Annotated in this window: 14 protein-coding genes; 11 read left to right on the top strand and 3 right to left on the bottom strand. The window is 61.5% G+C overall.

Annotated features, from left to right (window positions below; all coding sequences use genetic code 11):
* The first annotated feature begins 235 nt into the window (after window positions 1-235).
* From CCGE531_RS24715 to CCGE531_RS24665, 11 genes are all read left to right on the top strand, one after another.
* A complete protein-coding gene (locus CCGE531_RS24715) occupies window positions 236-2,803 on the top strand; it encodes a LuxR C-terminal-related transcriptional regulator (RefSeq protein ID WP_245459291.1) in 2,568 nt (855 codons plus the stop codon).
* Window positions 2,804-2,901: 98 nt separating this feature from the next.
* Entirely contained in the window at window positions 2,902-4,593 is a 1,692-nt protein-coding gene (locus CCGE531_RS24710; protein WP_120668674.1) for a hydantoinase B/oxoprolinase family protein, read from the top strand.
* On the top strand, window positions 4,590-6,653 hold the full coding sequence (locus CCGE531_RS24705; protein ID WP_120668672.1) for a hydantoinase/oxoprolinase family protein: 2,064 nt from the start codon (window positions 4,590-4,592) through the stop codon (window positions 6,651-6,653). Before CCGE531_RS24710 ends, CCGE531_RS24705 begins: the two co-directional genes overlap by 4 nt.
* Before the next feature lies 1 nt (window position 6,654).
* Window positions 6,655-7,752, top strand: coding sequence for an ABC transporter ATP-binding protein (locus tag CCGE531_RS24700; RefSeq protein ID WP_120668670.1), 1,098 nt, complete (start codon window positions 6,655-6,657; stop codon window positions 7,750-7,752).
* 48 nt (window positions 7,753-7,800) lie between these two features.
* Window positions 7,801-8,973 (top strand): substrate-binding domain-containing protein, encoded by a 1,173-nt coding sequence (locus CCGE531_RS24695; RefSeq protein ID WP_120668669.1) that lies wholly within the window; start codon window positions 7,801-7,803, stop codon window positions 8,971-8,973.
* 92 nt (window positions 8,974-9,065) lie between these two features.
* Window positions 9,066-9,920, top strand: coding sequence for an ABC transporter permease (locus CCGE531_RS24690; protein WP_120668667.1), 855 nt, complete (start codon window positions 9,066-9,068; stop codon window positions 9,918-9,920).
* Entirely contained in the window at window positions 9,917-10,726 is an 810-nt protein-coding gene (locus CCGE531_RS24685) for an ABC transporter permease (protein WP_120668665.1), read from the top strand. The genes CCGE531_RS24690 and CCGE531_RS24685 overlap by 4 nt, the downstream gene beginning before the upstream one ends.
* An 85-nt stretch (window positions 10,727-10,811) precedes the next feature.
* The gene (locus CCGE531_RS24680; RefSeq protein WP_245459289.1) at window positions 10,812-11,000 is read left to right on the top strand and encodes a hypothetical protein; all 189 of its coding nucleotides are present in this window, start codon (window positions 10,812-10,814) and stop codon (window positions 10,998-11,000) included.
* A gap of 318 nt (window positions 11,001-11,318) precedes the next feature.
* Complete coding sequence (locus tag CCGE531_RS24675) at window positions 11,319-11,741, top strand: TadE/TadG family type IV pilus assembly protein (RefSeq protein ID WP_120668661.1); 423 nt, start codon at window positions 11,319-11,321, stop codon at window positions 11,739-11,741.
* Complete coding sequence (locus CCGE531_RS24670) at window positions 11,741-13,474, top strand: pilus assembly protein TadG-related protein (RefSeq protein WP_120668659.1); 1,734 nt, start codon at window positions 11,741-11,743, stop codon at window positions 13,472-13,474. The genes CCGE531_RS24675 and CCGE531_RS24670 overlap by 1 nt, the downstream gene beginning before the upstream one ends.
* A 185-nt stretch (window positions 13,475-13,659) precedes the next feature.
* On the top strand, window positions 13,660-15,024 hold the full coding sequence (locus CCGE531_RS24665) for an amidase (RefSeq protein WP_120668657.1): 1,365 nt from the start codon (window positions 13,660-13,662) through the stop codon (window positions 15,022-15,024).
* A gap of 107 nt (window positions 15,025-15,131) precedes the next feature.
* Here the strand turns inward: CCGE531_RS24665 and CCGE531_RS24660 are convergent, their stop codons facing one another.
* The 3 genes from CCGE531_RS24660 to CCGE531_RS24650 are packed head-to-tail and all read right to left on the bottom strand — an operon-like array spanning window position 15,132 to window position 19,628.
* Window positions 15,132-16,322: an aromatic amino acid transaminase gene (locus tag CCGE531_RS24660; RefSeq protein ID WP_120668655.1), complete on the bottom strand. Its 1,191-nt coding sequence runs from the start codon at window positions 16,320-16,322 to the stop codon at window positions 15,132-15,134.
* A 16-nt stretch (window positions 16,323-16,338) separates the two neighbouring features.
* Window positions 16,339-17,547: a 2-oxo acid dehydrogenase subunit E2 gene (locus CCGE531_RS24655; protein ID WP_120668653.1), complete on the bottom strand. Its 1,209-nt coding sequence runs from the start codon at window positions 17,545-17,547 to the stop codon at window positions 16,339-16,341.
* A gap of 2 nt (window positions 17,548-17,549) precedes the next feature.
* A complete protein-coding gene (locus tag CCGE531_RS24650; protein WP_120668651.1) occupies window positions 17,550-19,628 on the bottom strand; it encodes a transketolase C-terminal domain-containing protein in 2,079 nt (692 codons plus the stop codon).
* Window positions 19,629-19,668 lie beyond the last annotated feature (40 nt).

Here is a 19,668-nt window from a genome sequence, read left to right as displayed (position 1 = left end):
TGCCTGTCGTTGCAATGGCGAGAAAAATCAACTATTGCATGTAGGCGTAGTCTTCTGAACGATAGAGATCAACTGGCTTTGCAAACGTTTTCGCGTGGGTTGCAAACTGCCTGCCAAGACAGCATCATCCGGCCCCATGAGTGGACAGAATCGATTTGCTCCCCCGTCCAGCGGGCAGCAAACTATTAGACGTAGCGACCTGTTGCGGCAGCTCCGGCGTGCCGGGCTGCGCCGCTTGACGACCATTGTCGCGCCCGCGGGCTACGGCAAGACTTTGCTCGCGGTCCAATGGTACGAGTTGCTGAAGGAAGACGGCGTCAGCCTATGCTGGGTGTCGCTCGATGCCGAGCATACGAACCAGGAAGCTTTCCTGCTTGCTCTGATCGATGCCCTGCAGACGCTTTTGAACGAGGACGGAGCGGATGCCGGCAATCTGCCGGCCGCAGCGCTTCTTTCCGTGCTTGGCACGCGCCTGCGCAAGATCGAAGGGCCGGTCGTCATCTTCCTCGACGATTATCACTTCGCCCAGACGGATGCGACCGAGGCTTTGATGGCAAAGATCCTTGCCGATCTTTCGCTCGAGCATGTCAAGCTGGTGCTGGTCAGCCGCAGTCCGCCACGTTTTCCTCTGTCGGCATTGCGGCTTCGCGGCGAATTCAAGCAGTTTGGTGTCGCCGAACTCGGCTTTTCCGACGCCGAAGCACTGGAGTTGTTTGAGGGTAAGGGCACTCATCTGACCGAAGAGCAGGTCGGCTCCTTCAATCGCCGCACGGAGGGCTGGGCCGTCGCGTTGCAGATGGTGAGCCTGCTGGTCGCGGAATCCGGGGAAAGCGACACTATTCTCGCCTCCTTCGACGGCGGCGGAGCGGATATGGGCGCCTATCTCTCGGAGCAGGTGTTTGAACATCTGCCCGAAGACATCCGCCTGTTTCTCGTCGAGACTGCGGCCTTGCCGGCTTTCAATCAGCCGCTTCTCGAGGCGGTGCTGGAAAGCGGCGGGCACGCGGGCCTGATCGAACGGCTGAATGAATACGCCCTTCCTGTGACGTTGCTTGCCGGGCCAGGCAACTGGATGCGGTTCCACCCGGTCTTCAATGAGTTTCTCAAAAGAACCGCCAGCCGCAGGGGTGTCGATGCCAACCGCGCGCTAAGCCGCGCAGCACACTGGTTCGAAGCCCGCGGCGACATAGATCGCGCAGTCCACCACGCGCTTTTGGCGGGCGATGCCAATCTTGCGGCGCGCATTGTCGAAACCGCCGGTGGCTGGCGGCGCGTCTATGCCACCACGCGTGGCGGCGCAACGCTTTTCCAGGCGTTGAGCGGGCGTGCATCGGAGATCGATCTTGCCCACTTTCCGCTCGCGACACTGGGGCTTTCGATTTTTCATGCCAAAGCGGCGCAGCTCGCCGCAGCCAATCACTACCTTGTCACGGCCGAGCGTGCCGCCGCCGGTGATCCTATCCTCGCCAAAGACCTGCGCGTCGTGCGTATCCTCCTCGCGCTTTATACGGATCACTGGGCAAGCACGGCCGATCTTTCGGCATTGGAAGACGATTTGCAGCAGCCGGACGGCATGGAACTCATCCATCGGGCGCTGGCGCTCAATATGCTGTCCTATAATTTCCTGATCCGAGGCGAACTTGATCGAGCGCTGCATTACGGTCATCTCGCCATCCGCGCCTTTCGCGACGGCGGCGCCGATTTCGGTGCGATGCATCTCTATACGCATATCGGCCAGGCCTTCTTTCTGTCGGGCGATTGCGCGAGCGCGCTTGCTGCTTACGACGAATTGATTTGCGAAGCCCAGACCAATATCGGACCCGGCAGCGATCTCGACGCGGTCGGCCAGGTCCTGAAGGCGGAAGTTTTGTCGATGCAAGGCGAGACGGAAGCCGCCGCCGACATGCTCGGATGGGCGCTGCCGCATCTCGAGCGCCACGATACTTGGTTTGACCTTCTCGCCGCCGGCTTCGTGGCCGAACAACGCGTCTTGCGGATGCATGAGGATTTCCTGACGGCCCATGCCGCCATGGATCGCATTCGTGCGGCGGCGCGGCGGCGCGGTTTCGATCGGCTCACCCGCCTGATCGACGGTGAGCGTGCCATGCTTCTCATGGCGTCGGGTGATCTTGATCAGGCGATCCGGCACGCCGAGGCCAGTGGTTTCGGCATACAGGCCGCCGTTGCAGATCGCGCCAATCTGCTTTCCATCCATCTGCGCGGCGCCACGCCGGCAATTTTCTGGACGCGCGCTTATCTGGCGCTTGGCGAAGTTTCCAAGGCGCGCGAGGTCTTCGACCAGTTCAGAACGCGCCAGTCCCAGCGCCTGCATGTTCCACGCGCGATCGAGCTTGCTCTCATCGAGATAGGGATTCTGGTTGCCGAGGGCCGTGCCGATCTTGCCGCCGCCTGCCTTTCCGACCTCGTGCTCACGATGCCTCTCGACGATTACCGGGCCTTGCTTCGCCTCGATCAGGCGGCGGGTATCGGAGAGCTTCGCGCGCTTGCCAATCACCCGACAGTGGCAAACGTGACCCGCAAGCGTCTCCAGTCTCTGCTCGTGGCTGCCGAAACGATGCAGGAGCCGGCCGTTGCCGACGGCGGATCCGGCTTTACCGGCCGGGAACGCATGGTGCTGGAGCTGCTGAGCTCGGGGCTTTCCAACAAGGAAATCGGCCGGATGCTGGCGCTTTCCGACAACACGATCAAATTCCATCTGCGCAATATCTTTGCCAAGCTCAACGTCTCGACGCGGACGGCAGCCGTCACTGCAGCGCGTCAAAAGGGCATGCTTAGTCGGTAACCTACCCGAACGGGTAGGTTTCGGCATATGCGCCCACCCATCGGGAAGGCTTTCGATGGACGAAAAAACACCTAATCTGCACTCGTGCGAATATTATAATGCGGGGTAGATTCGTGGTCGTCGTCGATCCGGTGACGCAGGAGATTATCGAGGGCAAGCTGGCAGCCACCGTCGACGAGATGGGCGTGGTCATGGCCAGGACCTCGATGAGCCCGGTCATCTATGAGGTGCTTGATTTTGCCTGCGGTCTCCTGACGCCTGAAGGAGAGCTCGTGGCGCAGATGAATGGCATCACGCTGTTCACCGGCACCTTCGGCACGCAGGTCAAATCATTGATCGCGCTCTATGGCGATGATCTGGAAGACGGCGACATTCTCCTGACGAACGACCCCTATTCCGGCGGCACGCATGCCTGCGATTTCGCCATCGTCAAGCCGATCTTCTTCGAAGGACGGATTCTGGCCTATGCCATCAACGTTGCCCATTATCTTGATGTCGGCGGCTCGGTTCCGGGCTCGCTTGCACCCAATGCCACCTCCGTCTTTCAGGAGGGGTTGCGCTTGCCGGGCGTGAAAGTGGTGCGCAGCGATCGCTTCTCCGGAGAAGTCCTGCGCATCATCCGCGAGAATGTCCGTTTGCCTGACGTCGCGATCGGCGATCTCACCGCACAGGTGGCGACCGTTCGCGTTGCCGCCCGCCGCATGGCCGAACTGGCCCGCAAATACGGGACCGACGTTGTGGAGGCGGCATTCGATCGCCTCTTGTCCATGAGCGAGAAGCAGGCGCGCGCCGCCATCGCCGCACTGCCCGACGGAGTCTATGAAGCGACGGACATTATCGACGGCGACGGCGTCACCACCGACCCCATCAGGGTCAAGGTGGCGGTCACGATCGCCGGCGATCGGCTGACGGCGGATTTCACTGGCTGCCCGCCAGCGGTTGCGGGTCCGGTCAATTGTGCGGCGGGTGCGCTGCAATCGGCCGTTCGCACCATCTTCAAGGCGCTGGTGGCGCCGGAGGCCCCTTCCAACGAGGGCTGGTTCCGGCCGCTCAACGTCATCGCGCCGACAGGCTCGGTTTTCACTGCGGAGAAGCCTTCTCCGACGGGCTGGTATTACGAAGGCTCGGTGCATGCCTCCGAGCTTGTCTGGAAGGCCCTCGCCACGCTGATGCCCGAGCGCTTCTCCGCCGGTTCCTATACCAGCCTTTGCGTCGTCTATATCGCCGGCAAGGATGCGATGGGTGAGCCGTTCATCCATATCGAGCCGCAGCATGGCGGCTGGGGGGCGAGCAAGGACGGCGACGGCGCCAATGCGCTGATCGCGCTGACCGATGGCGATACCTACAATTATTCCGTCGAGGTCATCGAAGCGCGCTTTCCGCTGCTCGTGCGCCGTTATGCGCTGAACGTCGAGGGGGGATCGGGCGCCGGTCGCCGTCGCGGCGGTTTCGGCGTCATCCGCGATTATGAGATTCTTGGAGACGACGTATCAGCCTATTGCAGCTTCGGGCGAACGGACACGCCGCCCTGGGGTATCGAAGGAGGCAAGCCCGGCAGCATCAATCTCCTGCAGGTGGAGGACGGCGGCAAGGTCCACAATTTCGGCCGCGAGCCGCATATCGGACTGAACAGCGGCGATCTCGTGCGCATCATCACCGGCGGCGGCGGCGGTTGGGGCGAGCCCAGCGCTCGCGAGCCGGAGCATGTTCGCCGCGATATCGAAGACGGCTACATCACCCGCGAGGCGGCCCGCAGCCACTACGGATATGAAGAGAGGATGGCGGGATGATCAGACTGGCGACGGATGTGGGCGGTACGTTTACCGACCTCGTCGGTTATGATGAGCGCACGGGCGAGATCTTCACTGCCAAGAGCCTGACGACCGTTCACGATCAATCCGAAGGCGTCCTTGCGGCGATCGAGCTTGCAGAAAAGAAGGACGGGCTTTCGACGCGCGACGTGATCTTCTTCGCCCATGGCGGAACGACCGTCATCAACGCGATCACCGAGCGCAAGGGCGTCAAGACAGCGCTGGTGACAACAGCCGGTTTTCGTGACGTATTGGAAATCGGCCGCGGCAATCGCCCCGATCTCTATAATCTCCAGTTCAAAAGCCCCGAGCCCTTCGTGCCGCGCAGCCTGCGCTTCGAGGTGCGCGAGCGCATGGATGCTAAGGGCCGGGTGCTGACGCCCATAGAGCTTGGCGATATCGAGGCGATCATCCGAGAATGCCGCGCCCGCAAGGTCGAGGCGGTGGCCGTGATCTTCCTCCACAGCTACGTCAATCCCGAGCACGAAATCGCCTGCGCCAAGGCGCTCGCGGAAGCGCTGCCTGATGTGACGGTCTGCGCCAGCCACGAGGTTTCGCGTCAATGGCGGGAATATGAGCGCTCCAATACGGCGGTGCTCAACGCCTATGTGCAGCCGATCATCAAGCGTTATTTCGCCCGGCTCGAAAGCGCGCTGATGGAACGCGACCTCACTTGCCCCTATTATGCGATGCAGTCCAATGGCGGCATCTCCACCTTCGATCAGGCGCAGATGAGCCCGCTGACGCTTGTCGAGTCCGGTCCGGCCGGCGGCGTTGCGGGTGCCGCGCGCATCGGCGCCGTGCTGGCTGAATCGGAAGTGCTGTCGCTCGATGTTGGCGGCACGACGGCAAAATGCTCCTTGATCCATGACAGCCGCCCGACGCTCGACAGTGAATACAAGCTCGAGCATACCCGCATCGCCCCCGGCTATCCGGTGCAAGTGCCTGTGGTCGACATCGTCGAGATCGGCGCCGGCGGCGGTTCCATCGCCCGCATCGACGAGCGCGGCGCGCTTTGCGTCGGACCGGAGAGCGCCGGCTCGACGCCCGGCCCGGCCTGCTATGGCAGAGGTGGAGACAAACCGACCCTTTCCGACGCCTTGCTGACGCTCGGCATTTTCGATCCGGCGAGCTTTGCCGGCGGGCAGATGCAGCTCGACAAATCCAAGGCGGCGGTCGCGATTGCGACGGTTGCCAAGCCGATGGGCTTATCGGTCGAGGATGCAGCACTTGCCATCGTCGAGATCGCCCATGCCTCGATGATCAATGCGCTGAAGCTTGTGACCGTTCAGCGCGGGCACGATCCGCGCGATGCCGCTTTCGTCATTTCCGGCGGCGCCGGTCCCGCGCTTGCCGCCGGCCTCGGGCGCGACCTCGGGGTGAAAATGACGGTAGTGCCGCCGCATCCCGGCATCTTTTCGGCCTGGGGCATGTTGGCTGCCGAGCCGCGGGCCGATTTCCGCAGCACCTGGTTTGCGCCTCTCACATCGGAGGCCGTCGGCAATCTCAAGCACCGGTTCGACGAGCTGAAACGGGATGCGGTCAAATATTTCTCCAAGGGCGACGCTGCCGAGATCCGCTACGTCTGCCGCGTCGAAGCCCGGTATCGCGGCCAGGAACATGGCGTATTCGCCCTGTTCGAAATGGACGACGACACCGAAAGCTTTGCGGAACGTTTCCATGCGGCGCATGAGCGTGCCTATACTTTCCGCCTGCCCGGTTCGCCGGTCGAGATCACGATGATCCATCTGGAGGCGGTGCTCCACGGCCCGGTCATCGCCATCCCGAAACTCGATCGTGACGGTCGTTCGCTGGAGGCGGCCTTCAAGGGACATCGCAAGGTCTATTTCGGCGGCGCGGTTGGTTGGGTGTCCTGCCCCGTCTATGAGCGCACGAAACTGCCCGCTTCCGAGAAGATCGCCGGCCCGCTCCTCATCGAGGAGGCGACTGCAACATCGCTGGTGGTTGCCGGACAGGAACTTGAAGTGAGCAGGGAGGGGCTGCTGCTCATCCGCGAATGCGATGGGAGAAGCGTCTGATATGGCGATTGCGATCAGTCTCGACCATATCGTCAGAAGCTTCGGGCCGATGCGTGCTGTCGACGACGTGACGCTCGATATCCGGGCGGGGGAGTTCTTTACGCTGCTCGGCTCGTCCGGCTGCGGCAAGAGTTCGCTGTTGAAGCTGATCGGCGGTTTCGACAAGCCGACTTCGGGCCGCGTACTTTTCGACGGAAAGGATATGGCCGGCGTTCCGGCCAATCGCCGGCCGGTCAATACCGTTTTCCAGTCGCTCGGGCTCTTTCCGCATATGAATGTTGCGCAGAATGTCGGCTACGGGCTGAAATTGCGTGGGCTTGCCGGTGCCGGGCTGAAAACCAAGGTCGAGAATGCCCTTGACCTCGTCGAGCTCTCCGGCTTTGCCGATCGCGACGTCGATCTTCTTTCGGGCGGCCAGCGCCAGCGCGTCGCGCTCGCCCGCGCGCTCGTCATGGAGCCGGGCATCCTCCTGCTCGATGAACCCTTGACCGGACTTGACGAGCGGCTGCGCCAGCAGATGCGCGACGAATTCGGGCGGCTCCACAAGCGCACCGGCGCGACCTTCATTCTCGTTACCCACAATCAGGACGAGGCGCTCAGCCTTTCCGACCGCATGGCTGTCATGCACAAGGGACGGATCGAGCAGACCGATGTGCCGGCGCGCTTCTTCGAGGCGCCCGCCAATGCTTTCGTTGCGCGCTTTGTCGGTATCGATACGCTTCTGAAGCCTGAAAACATTGCGATTTCTGGCGAAACGGCCGTCGCTATCATCGCTGGCCAACGGCTGAGCGTGACTTTTTCCGGCGTGGCGCCGCCGGCCGACGCCCTTGTCGCAATCCGCCCCGACCGAATTGAGCTTGTCCCGGTTGGCGCGATGGCGGCCGAAACAATTGAACTTAAGGTTGTCGAAAGTATCTATCGCGGACTCAGCCATGACGTTACGCTCGCTTTCGCCGACAGCCAGCGTGTGGTGCTGACGACCAGCGCGGACGCGACCCCGCCCTTGCCGGGCGAAAGCGTGCGCGTGCGTCTGAAGCCGGGTGCTGCGCTCTTGATCGATCGTTCCGGAATACCGGCCCTGGCTGCAGGCGATGAGTAGAACCCGAATGGCTGAAACAAGCGAAAAATGAGGGAAGGGAATGACGCGATGAACAAAGATAGAGATCTCGCCTCCTCCGCTTTGAGGAGCAACATGCAGCGCCGTGACATGCTCAAACTGATGGGTGCCGGCGCGGCCGCGCTCTCCTTTGGTGGGTTGGCGGCGACGCGGGCCATGGCTGATGACGCAACGGTTGCATTCTGGGCCACGGCGACGCTCGACATCGGCGACAAATGGCAGGAATTTGCGCGCCAGAGTGGCGTTTCGCCAGAATTCACCGACAACGGCAACGATGTCGGCCCGGTCGTAGCACGCCTTGCCGCCGGTAATGCCAACGATCTTTTCGATGTCGGCGGCTTTCAGGGCGGCGCCGAAAAGGAGCTTGCCAAGCAGGGGCTGATCGCGCCCTGGGACGTTTCCAAGATCCCGAATTTCGCCGGCATCTGGCAATGGGCCAAGGATATCCCGACCTTGACCCATGAAGGCAAGCAATACGGCATCCCGACCGTCGTCAACGCCGACTCCATCATCTACCGTCCCGACAAGCTTGGTAAAGTCGACAGCTACGGCGTCATTTTCGATCCGAAGCTCAAGGGCCGGGTTGCGATGGAGGACGCCTGGATCAACAGCGCCATCTTCACGGCCATCTATCTGAAGGAAGCCGAAAACAAGCCGATCAAGGAGCCGGGCAACCTGACGGAATCCGAACTCGGCCTCGTCATGGAATTCCTGATCAAGCACAAGAAGGACGGGCAGTTCCGGACCTTCTGGAATGGCTGGGAGCAGGGCGTCCAGCTGGTGGCGAACGAAGAAGTCGACGCCATGACCGGCTGGGAGCCGATCGTCTATGAAGGCCGCAAGCGCGGGCTTCAGGTGGAATATGCCGCACCCGTCGAAGGCTATGAAGGCTGGGGCAACAACACGGTATTGCTCAAGGGTGCCGCGGAGCGTGGCAAGGCCGAGGCCGCCCATAAATTCGTCGATGCATTGCTTGGCGGCCTCTATGGCTGCGAGCTGGGCAAGGCGCGCGGCTATCTCGTGCCGACCGACAACAATCTCGCCTACGCCAAGGCCCATCCCGACGAATACAAGGCCGACGACGTTGCCAAGCTCGCCGACCATGTGAAGGCCAAGTTCTCTGGAAAGGTCTACTGGCAGAATTGCCGCCCGGACAATTTCCAACTCTACGAGGAGTGGTGGCAGAAGCTGCGCAACGCCTGATGTAACGCGATGGACCGGGGCTGGCTCATCTGTCCAAGGACAGGCCGGCCCCGAACCGATGGGATCAACGCCGACAGAAGCGGAACTAGACTATGAAGACATCAGTTCTATTGCTGGCTGCTCCGCTTGCGGTGATCCTTGCGCTCGGCCTTGCGCCGCTCGTTTTGGTCGTGGTCTGGAGCTTCTGCGCCTGGGACTCGGCGACCTATTGGATCAAGCCGGAATTCAGCGTCGCCGCCTATGGCGCCGTTCTGGAAGCGGGACGCTGGAGCGTATTTCTGTCGACGCTCGGCAAGGCGTTTCTGACCGCCAGCATTTGCCTCGTCATCGCCTATCCCACCGCTTATGCGATGTATTTTCTTGCCGGGCGCCGGCTATCGGTTTTGCTCGCGGCTCTCCTTACCATTCCATTTTTCACATCCTATCTCATCCGCTCCTTTTCCTGGCGGCTGCTGCTTGGCCGCACCGGCGTCATCAACACGCTGCTTCAACAGGCCGGCATTACCGACGCGCCGCTCGACTGGCTGCTGTTCAGCGATTTTGCCGTCATCGTCGGGCTTGTCGCCTCCTATCTGCCGTTCGCCACCTTCCCCGTGCTGCTGTCGATGCGCCGCGTCGATCCGATCGCCCTGGCGGCGTCGCGCGATCTCGGCGCAGGCTTCTGGACGATGGCGCGCACCGTGCTGCTGCCGCTGACCTATTCAGGCGTTTTCGCTGGGTTCCTGTTTGTCTTCGTCATGGTCGCCGGTTCGTCGACCGAAGTGCAGATGCTCGGCGGCGCCGGTGCATCGATCGTGTCCGTGATGATCAACGACGTCATGCGCGTCGCCAATTTCCCACTCGCCTTTGCGATCTCGACACTGATGCTCGTCATCGTCTTCGGGCTGGTGCTGATAGGAGACGCCATATTCGGCCTCTCCTCGTTGTTCGAGGAGCGTGGCCAATGATCGTCAGGGAGGGAACGACACCGCGCATCGTCATCTGGACGCTGACCGTTATCGGTCTCGCCGTGATCTATGCGCCGCCGCTCTATCTGCTCGGCGTCTCGTTCAATCCGGCGCTGCAGCCGGGCCTGCCGCATTTTTCCGACATCACGCTGAAATGGTATCTCGCGCTCGGAGCGGAAAGCGCCCTCGTTGCCGCGCTCGGCCAATCGATCGTCATCGCGCTTGCGACGGCTATCATAGCGACCTTGCTGTCGCTCGGCGCGGCGCTGGCATATCGCGAGTTGCACCGCGGCCGCAGCCTGTGGTTCCTGACGGTGCTTCTGCCGATGTTCGTGCCGGGCGTCATCCAGGGACTGGCGCTATCGACCGTTCTCAGCCGCGCCGGCGTGAAGGCTTCGGCCTTGACGGTCATTGCCGGCCATCTGCTGTGGGCAATGCCTTTTGCCTTCATCGTCATCCTGACAAGCTTTGCCGCCGTCAAGCGGACCTATCTGATGGCGGCGGACGATCTTGGTGCGAGCCGCCTCCGGCAATTCCTGGATATTACCCTGCCTTTGATCCGCCCGGGTCTCGTCAGCGCCTTCATCTTTTCGTTCCTGCTGTCCTTCAACGAGTTTACGCGCGCCTTCTACCTGGCCGGTCGCCAAAACACGTTGCCGGTGGTGTTGTTCGGCAAGATGAATGCCGGCGCTTCGCCAACGATTTACGCCATGTCCGGCGCAATCTTTCTTGTCTCCAGCGTTTGCGTGGTGGTCGTGGCACTGCGTTCGCTGCTCATGCAACGCCAAGCGGGTCGATCCATATGAAAAAGCAACTGACGGACCACACACTCCGCCGACCCCTAGTCCTCCATCAACGGGAGTATAGAGGATGAAACAAGAGTCCAAGCTGATGGCGCTGATCCGCGCTGGAAAAAGACAGGAAGCGTTTGACATGGTCGAGCGGCTGAAGGCGGTCACGCAATCGCTGCCGACGTCGATCAAGGTGGATCGGACAGGTGCCGTGACCTATTACAAAGGAAACCGCCGCTTTATAAAAAACCTGCAAGGCGGCTGGGAACTGGCGCCGAAGAAAAAGTAGATCGTCGCCGCGCGGGTTACTGCGGCAGGTTTCGCTGCGCAAACAGGGCGGGCAGAAATGACCCCATCCGTCATCGCAAATTGCGGCGGATGCCGTAACCAGGGGTTACGGGACCAGGATAAGGCAACGGCTCTGTTCTTCGGGAATGACTTGTGGCGGCGATCAAGAAGTAATGCGAATTTTATCAAGTATCTAATATATTCAAGATGTAATAATATTAGAAAATATCTTATTTAGAAATATAAAATTAACGCCCAAAGTCTAGTGTCTCCTCGACCGTCATCGCATAGATGGCGGCCGATTGAAGGAGACAGGACCATGTATCGTGTTTCTCATTTCGGCAGGGACAAAGAGGGGGCCGCAGCGGTCGAATTCGCGTTAATCGCGCCGCTTTTTTTCCTACTGCTTCTGACGCTGGTTGCTTTCGGCATCTATCTCACTGCAGCCCATTCCCTGCAGCAGCTGACAGCCGATGCCGCGCGTACCGCGATCGCCGGATTGTCGTCCGATGAGCGAAGCCAGCTGGTTCAGGACTTTGTCACCCGCTCGACGATCAACGATGCCTTCATCAACAAGAGCAAGCTGACGGTTACCGTCGCGACGGACCCGGCCAACGCCAGCCAGTTCACCGTGAGCGCCGCCTACGACGCATCCGATCTTCCGATCTGGAACCTTTATACTTTCGCGATGCCGGATTCCACCATCCGCCGCTATTCGACCATCCGGCTGGGAGGCCTTTGATGAAAGGGCTTCTCGGGCGGATCGCCTCTCTGAGAGACAAGCGGGGAAACGTCGCGGTGACCACCGCGCTTGTCTCTCCCTTGATCCTCTACTGCCTTGGCCTCGGTATCGATTACGGCATGATGACGCTGCAGCAGCGGCGCCTGCAGCAGCTGAGCGATATCGGCGCGATCACGGCTGCCGCCGATATCGCAAATGCCCGGAGCGCGCTCCTGACCAATCTTCAGAGCAACGGTACGACGGTCGCTGTCGCATCGGGCAGCGGCTATATAACGACCAGCGGGCAGATTACGGCTACGGCAGCCACTTCAGGCCAATATGAAACCTTGGGCAATATGGTTCTAGGGTCCTACAAGGCGGACACATCCGTGGCACCTGAAAACCGCTTCACCTTGGGGACTTCCCCGTCCGATTCAGTGAGGGTTACGCTTACCCAGAAGGCGGTCATGCCTTTTGCCTCCGCTTTTGCCGACCCGCCGACCTTGAGCGCCACGGGCACTGCTTCCAGCGAGCGGCTGGCGGCTTTTTCTGTCGGGTCCCGGCTGGCCAGTCTTAACGGCGGCATTCTAAATAAGCTCCTGGGTTCTCTCCTTGGAACGCAGATCTCTCTCAATCTGGTTGACTATCAGTCGCTCATCAGCGCGAAGGTAAACCTCCTGAGCTTCCTCAATCTGTTGGCGACGGATCTCAAGCTGACGGGGGTAAGCTACAATCAGCTCCTGGCGACCGATGTCACCTATGACAAGATTCTCGGCGCGCTCGGCAAATCGTCCAATCTTTCACCTGCGGTCGTGACCATCATCAACAATCTGGGCAAGACGCTGGGGACCACGAAGTTGACCGTCAAGCTGCAGGATATTGTGAACCTCGGTCCTCTGGATACGGATGTCGTCGGAACCGCGCCCAACCTGACCTCCACGATCAGCGTGATGGACCTGATCTCCGCGACCGCGATGGCAGCCAATCAACAGAGGCAGATCGCCCTCGATCTCGGGGCCACGGTGCCCGGTCTTGCGACGACGAAGATGACGCTGGCGATCGGGGAGATCGCACAACAAACACCGGCCGCTGCCGTGGGCGCGCCGGGTACCATCGTTCGCACGCCGCAGGTCCGCGCGGCAATCGAAGTTTCGGTCACCGGTCTGTCTCTGATTGCGGGATTGAAGATCAGGGTGCCGCTCTATGTCGAAATCGCGCCCGCGGAGGCCAAGCTTGCTTCGATAAGCTGCGTTGGCGGCAGCATGCCGAACGCCGTCGTCGGGATCGATGCCGTGCCCGGCGTGGCGGAGATCGCGCTTGGAGACGTCGATACTTCGGCCTTCGTGAATTTCGGTTCCAAGCCACGGGTTACTCCAGCGGCAATCGTCGATTCCCTGCTTCTGAAGGTGATCGCAAGCGCACAGGTCGACATTGCCAATATGAGCCCGACGCGCGTGACCTTTCAGCCCTCGGAAATTTCCGCCGGCACCGTCAAGACCGTTTCAACCAGCACTGTCCTGACATCGGCCGTCCAATCACTTTTGAAAAATGCCAACATCAGCATCCAGGTGCTCATCCTGACCCTTGGCACGCCGAGCGCGGTGCTGGGAGCCGTCGCCGATACGCTGTCTGCCGTCACCGCTCCTGTCGATCAGCTCCTCTACAATCTGCTCGGGCTTCTTGGCGTCGGTGTCGGTCAAGCCGACATAAAGGTGACGGATGCGCGCTGCATGCAGCCCGTGCTCGTCCAATGACGGTTCGGCGCAGTCGATCCATGTGGCGTCATCGCGCGACAGGGCTCCCATATTTCGACACCGCAGCGGCGGCTCCTATTGGCAGCGTGCCAATTGCATTGCCGTCTGGAATACGACAATGGATGAACACAATTATCTGGTGCGCCGCTGGATGCAGCTTGTCGGCGGCTAAGGAGAGCAGGTCAATGACACAGGCACATCTCGGCAAATCGATCGCGCAATTGTCGGTGCTGATCCAGTCCGGCAGCCTCGATCCGGTTGCGCTGATCGAGGAGAGCCTGGATGCGATCCTGACCCATAAGGACCAGGCGATCTTCATAGGGCTGCTGGAGGCGCGTGCGAAAGAGGAGGCGGCTGCTTCGTCCAGACGGTTGCGGGAAGGGCGTTCGCGCGGGCTGCTGGATGGCATTCCCGTCGCCTGGAAGGATCTGTTCGCAATCGCCGGCTTGCCGACGACCGCCGGGTCGGTCGTGCTTGCGGATGCAGAGCCCGCCCAGGATGATGCCGATGTCGTCAAGGCGCTGAAGGCGGCGGGCATGATTGCCGTCGGCCGGGTCAATATGAGCGAATTCGCCTTTTCCGGCCTCGGCCTCAATCCGCACTACGGCACGCCGCTCAATCCCCTGGCCCCGGACGTCGCGCGGATCCCGGGCGGTTCGTCTTCCGGTTCTGCTGTCGCCGTCGCGGCCGGTCTGGTGCCGGTTTCGATCGGCACGGATACAGGCGGCTCGGTGCGCATACCCTCAGCCTTCAACGGCCTTGTCGGTTACAAGGCAAGCCGCGGCCGTTACAGCATGGCCGGCGTCTTTCCGCTGGCGAGCAGCCTCGACTCGCTTGGGCCCCTATGCCGCAGCGTTCAGGATGCCATCTGGGTCGATGCCGCGATGCGCGGTCGTTTCGTGCCCGAGGCCGAGCCTGCTGACCCCGCTGGGCTTTCCATCGTCGTGCCGATGAATGTCGTCATGGACAATGCCGAGGACGGTGTCGTTGCCTCTTTCGAGGCGACACTCGCGCGCTTGAGTGCCGCTGGCGTCAAGATACGACGGGCTGCGTTTCCGGCCTTCGAAAAGCTGTTCGACGTGATGGCCGAGAATGGGCCGCTGGCAACCGCCGAAGCCTTCGCGCTGCATCACCGCCGGCTGGCGGGACCGGAGGCCGACGCCATGGATCGGCGTGTCGTGGCGCGCACGCGCCTGGGCGAAAAGATCACCCTGGTCGGTTACCTGGAGACGCTCAAGGTGCGCGAGCAGTTGATCAGGGAGGTTGATGCATCGCTTGGGCCGAACGAATTCATCGCCTGTCCGACGGTCGCCCATGTCGCGCCCGCGCTTACGCCGCTGGAAACCGATGACGAGCTGTTCGCGAAGGTGAATGGCAGGACGCTGCGCAATACCTTGATCGGCAACTTCCTTGATTGGTGCGGCGTATCTCTGCCTTGCGGCACGGGTGAAGCAGGCATGCCGGTCGGCTTCTTGCTGTCAGCTCCGAAGAACCAGGATGAACGGCTGCTGGGCGCGGCGATGGCGCTCGAAGAGATCGTCGCCGGCTAAAGCAATTCCAGGAAAAGTGCGCAGCGGTTTTCCGTCCGGAATTGCGAGACAACAAAGATAGAGCGGTTTAGCGGTTCTGTGAAACGCTTGACTGCTTCGGCCCGTTTTCAAGCCAGATAGGGGCCGATGCATTCGGCTACGGACGCGACGTCCTCGACCCGCATGCCCGCAACATTGATTCTTCCGGAGTCCGGCATGTAGATGCCATGTTCGGCCCGGAGCTTCAGGACATTTTCGGGAGAGATCGGCAGCAGGGAGAACATGCCTTCCTGGGCGTTCATATTGGCGAGCCCCGGAAGAAATCGACTAAAGGCCTCTGCGGCCGCCCGGCGGATTTCCGTCATGCGGATGCGCATGTCGCTCAATTCATCCACCCAGAGCTGGCGGCGGGACGGCTCCTGGAGGATTGTCGCAACGATGGCCGCTCCGTGCGCGGGCGGCATGGAGTAGCTCGTGCGGGCATAGCCCGCGAGATTGCCTATACCCTTGTTCAACGATGCCTGCTGATCCGCGAACAGATAGACCGCGCCGGTGCGCTCCCGATAGAGCGAAAAGGATTTGGAGCAGGATACCGCAACCATGGCTTCGCCGACCGCTTCGATGACCGCCATCATGCCGGCCGCATCTTCGACCCGGCCGCGCCCTAGACCCTGATAGGCGTTGTCGAAGAGGGGCAGCAATCCCTTGGCAGCGATGATGTCGGCAATATCCCGCCAATTCTGCGGTGAGAGAGCCGCGCCCGTGGGATTGTGGCAGCTCGTTTGCAGCAGCACCGCGTCACCGGGTGCGGCGTTCCGCAGGGCTGTCAGCATGTCGTCGATGAGAACGGCCTGCTTGCTGATATCAAAGAAACGATAGGTTTCGGCCTGAAGGCCGACTGCGGCAAAGATCGCCTGATGGTTGACCCATGTCGGTGTGCCGATCCAGATCTTCCGCCGCTTGTCGCGCGCAAGCAATTCCGCAGCCAGGCGCAGGGCGCCGGTGCCGCCCGGCGTCTGAATTCCGGCGAGCCGCCTGCCGCCATGGCGCTCGCCGAAGGTTTCGAGAGCCAGCGTCCGCAGGAAAGCAGGGTCTCCCTCCGGGCCGATATAGGATTTGGATCCTTGCGTTTCCCAAAGGTAATGCTCGGCCGCCTTGACGGCCTTCATGACCGGGGTGCGGCCCGTTTCATCGCGATAGACGCCGACGCCGAGATCGATCTTTCCGGGTCTCGGATCGGCAGCGAACTTGGCAATCAATTCCAGCAGCGGATCGGGCTTCTGCTCCGAAAGACTATCGAAAAACGTCGTCTTGTTCATTGGTTCCTCCGTTCACCTATTGAGGCCAATCCTGCAGGACCCGCACGAATTCCGTCAACCACGTATTCGTCTGGTGGCCGTCCAGGGAGCGGTGGTCAATCGTCAGCGAGACATAGGCCATCGGGCGGATCTGGATGGTATCGACGCCATCGACCTCCCGCACGACGACACGCTTTTCCAGCTTGCCGACGCCGAGTATCGCCGATTGCGGCTGGTTGATGATGATGGGCGATGCCAGCAGCGAGCCGGAAACCCCGTGATTTGAGATCGTGAAGGTTCCACCCTTGAGCTGGTCGCCCTTAAGCGCATTGGATCGCGCCCTGTTCGTCAGATCCTGGAGGCGGGCGGCAATCGTTTCAAGCGGAAGATCCTGCGCCTGCCGGATCACCGGCGCGACCAGGCCTTTGTCGCCCAATGCGATGCCGACGCCGATATTGACGTCCTCGAATATCTCGAGACTGTCATCGTGCCACTGGCTGTTGACCTCCGGCGCCACCTTCATGGCCGCGACGGAGGCCGCCACGAAGTAGGCGGTATAGGACAGGTTTACGCCTTCGGCCTTCATGCGGTCCTTGTGGCGCTCGCGATGGCGCATGATCGCCGTGAAATCCGCTTCAAAAACCGCGGTGACTTGAGGCGCCGTCGCAAGGGATTCGGCCATGTGCCTTGCGATCGCAAGCCGCATCGCCGAATGGGGCACCGTCCGTGATTTGCCGTCTACGGGAGTCGCCGGGAAAGGTTGCTCGACCGCGACATGTTGCGATACCGGAGCGGCTGGATGGGACTTGCTGGCTTCCAGCGCGTGATCCATATCGGCGCGCGTGACGCGACCGCCCTTGCCGCTGCCTTTCAGGGAGGCGGGATCGATCTCGTATTCTTCGGCGGCCCTGCGAACGGCAGGCGAGTAATAGCTGGAGGCGGCCACGGTCGAGGCCGGCCGCATCGGCAGCGGAGCAGCAGTCTGTTCCGTTGCAATGCTAATCGCGTCGACGCTCATTCGTCCCAGGATCGCCCCCGGTGCCGCGTCATCGCCATCCGTCATGGAGATTTCGCTCAAGATACCGTCGCAAGGCGCCGCGATCTCCTGGGTCACCTTGTCTGTTTCCAGTTCGACGAGCGCATCGCCTTCCCTGACATGATCGCCGATGCGCTTCAGCCAGTTGCGGACGACTGCCTTCGTGCCTTCCTGCTCGATCGGAGCCGTGATCTCGACGGTATTCGTCATCCCTAGAACTCCAGGATTTCGGCGATGCGCTTGGCGATCCGTTCCGTCGAAGGCACGGCCCATTCCAATAGGATGGGGTTATGCGGGCTCGGGATATCGGGCATGGTCAGGCGGGAGACCGGGGCATCGAGATCCATGAATGCCTTGTCTGCGATGACAGCAGCAATCTCGGCCCCAAAGCCCGCGGCTTCGAGATCCTCATGGACGATGAGGCAGCGGTGCGTCTTGGTGACCGAGGCAAGCACAGCCCCCTGATCCCAGGGCATCAGCGTGCGGAGATCGATGACATCGGCGGAGATGCCCTCGGCTGCTTCCTCGCAGCGGTGCACCATGGCGCCCCAGGTAATGATGGTGATATCGCTGCCGGCCCGTGTCAGCTTTGCCTTACCGAAGGGCAGCACAAAATCGTCGCCGGGGTAGGCGCGGCGCGCCCATGCATGATCGAGCATGGCCCTGTGTTCGAAGAAGATGACCGGATCGTTGCCGCGGATCGACGTGCGCAACAAGCCGACGGCATCCCTAGCATTCGAGGGAACGGCGACCTTCCAGCCGGGTTGATGGACGAAGGCCACTTCATTGGTCTGGCTGTGCCAGGGATCTCCGCATTTGAAGAAGCCGCCGGGCATGCGCACCACGACGGGGGCGGCAAACCGGTTGTTGGTGCGCCAGCGGATGGTGCCGCAGTCGTTCAGCTGTTCGGTGGCCGGCTCGGCATATTTCCGGAACTGGATTTCGGGGATGGGCACGAGCCCGGCGAGCGCCATGCCGACGGCGCGGCCGATGATCCCCTCTTCGGACAACGAGGTATCGAAAACCCGCTCGCCGCCGAATTTTTCCTGCATTCCAAGGGTCACGGCATGGACACCGCCCTTGGGGCCGATATCCTCGCCGAACATGACGACGCGCTGATTGATCGACATCTCGTGCTCGAGCGTTCTGCGGATGGCGGTGACCATGTTGATGCGCGGGCCGGAGGTCTCAGGCTCATCCGTTGTCGCCGGAGGCACATATCCGCTGGGATGCTGGCCGCCCATCGTCTGCATGTCGCCGTCGAAGAACACATGGCGGGTCACCGAGGAGGGGTCCGCAACCGGCCGTGCCTCGGCGGTTGCGCGGGCGCTTTCGGCCGTATCGCGAGCCTCGATCTCACTGGCGGTCCATTCCCCAATCGTCATCACGGTGGGGACGAGAAAATCCTTGAGGCGCGGGAGGGGATCGCGTTCCCATTCGCGCCTCACGGTTTCCTCGCTCTTGTAGGTCTGCGTGTCCTGAAAACTGTGGCCCTCGAGCCGCGGAACCGTCAGCCGCAAGAGAGCGGGCTTGCGCTCTTCGCGAACGAAGGAGACCGCATCCCGTACGAGATGTGCAGCCTCGGCTGGGTCGCAGCCGTCGCCATCGAATATTGTGAGGTTTTTCCAGCTGGCGAGATTGGCCGCGATATTTCCGCCTGGGGTCTGCACAGTTGAAGGAACCGAGATGCCAAAGCCATTGTCTTCGATGAAAAACAGCATCGGCAATGCTTGCGTCGTTGCGGCACTTAGTGCAGCCCAGAAGCCGTTTGAGGCGACTGAGCCGTCGCCCCCGAGGACGACGCCGATGTCTAGCGCATACTCTTTGCGCCCCAAAGTGGTCGCGTAATATTTCATCGCCTGCGCCCAGCCGGCAGTCGGCGTGTATTGCGCTCCAACACCGCCGCACATCGGCAGCGCCGATGCGCCGGAGAGGTTGGGATAATTGAACACCACCCCGATATCGCGACCGTCGGAATAGCCGCCGGCGCGCCCCATGGCCGAGCCGAGCGCATCGGCAGGATCGACGCCGAGCGAAAGCAGAAGCGGCCGCGAGCGATAATAGCCGCAGGTCGCGTCGTGCAGGCCGGTCAGCTGCGTGCCGAGAAGGATTTGCGCCATATCGTGGCCGCGGGCGGAAAACTGGTAGAGAACCTTCTTTTCCGGAACGAGACGCTTCTCTTCCAGCTCATCGAGGGCCCTTGAAAGATGGACGAGGCGGGCCACCTTGCGCCAGTCGATACGGTCGTCAGGCGCGTTGCGCTCATGCTTTCTTATCGCCAGTTGGGCCATTTGCTCCTCCTGCATCCGGTCGCATGATTCTAATTCAAGC

The organism is Rhizobium sp. CCGE531, from assembly GCF_003627795.1.
GTDB lineage: Bacteria > Pseudomonadota > Alphaproteobacteria > Rhizobiales > Rhizobiaceae > Rhizobium.
Note: the sequence above shows the minus strand (reverse complement) of the source record. Positions and strands in the feature narration are given on the sequence as shown.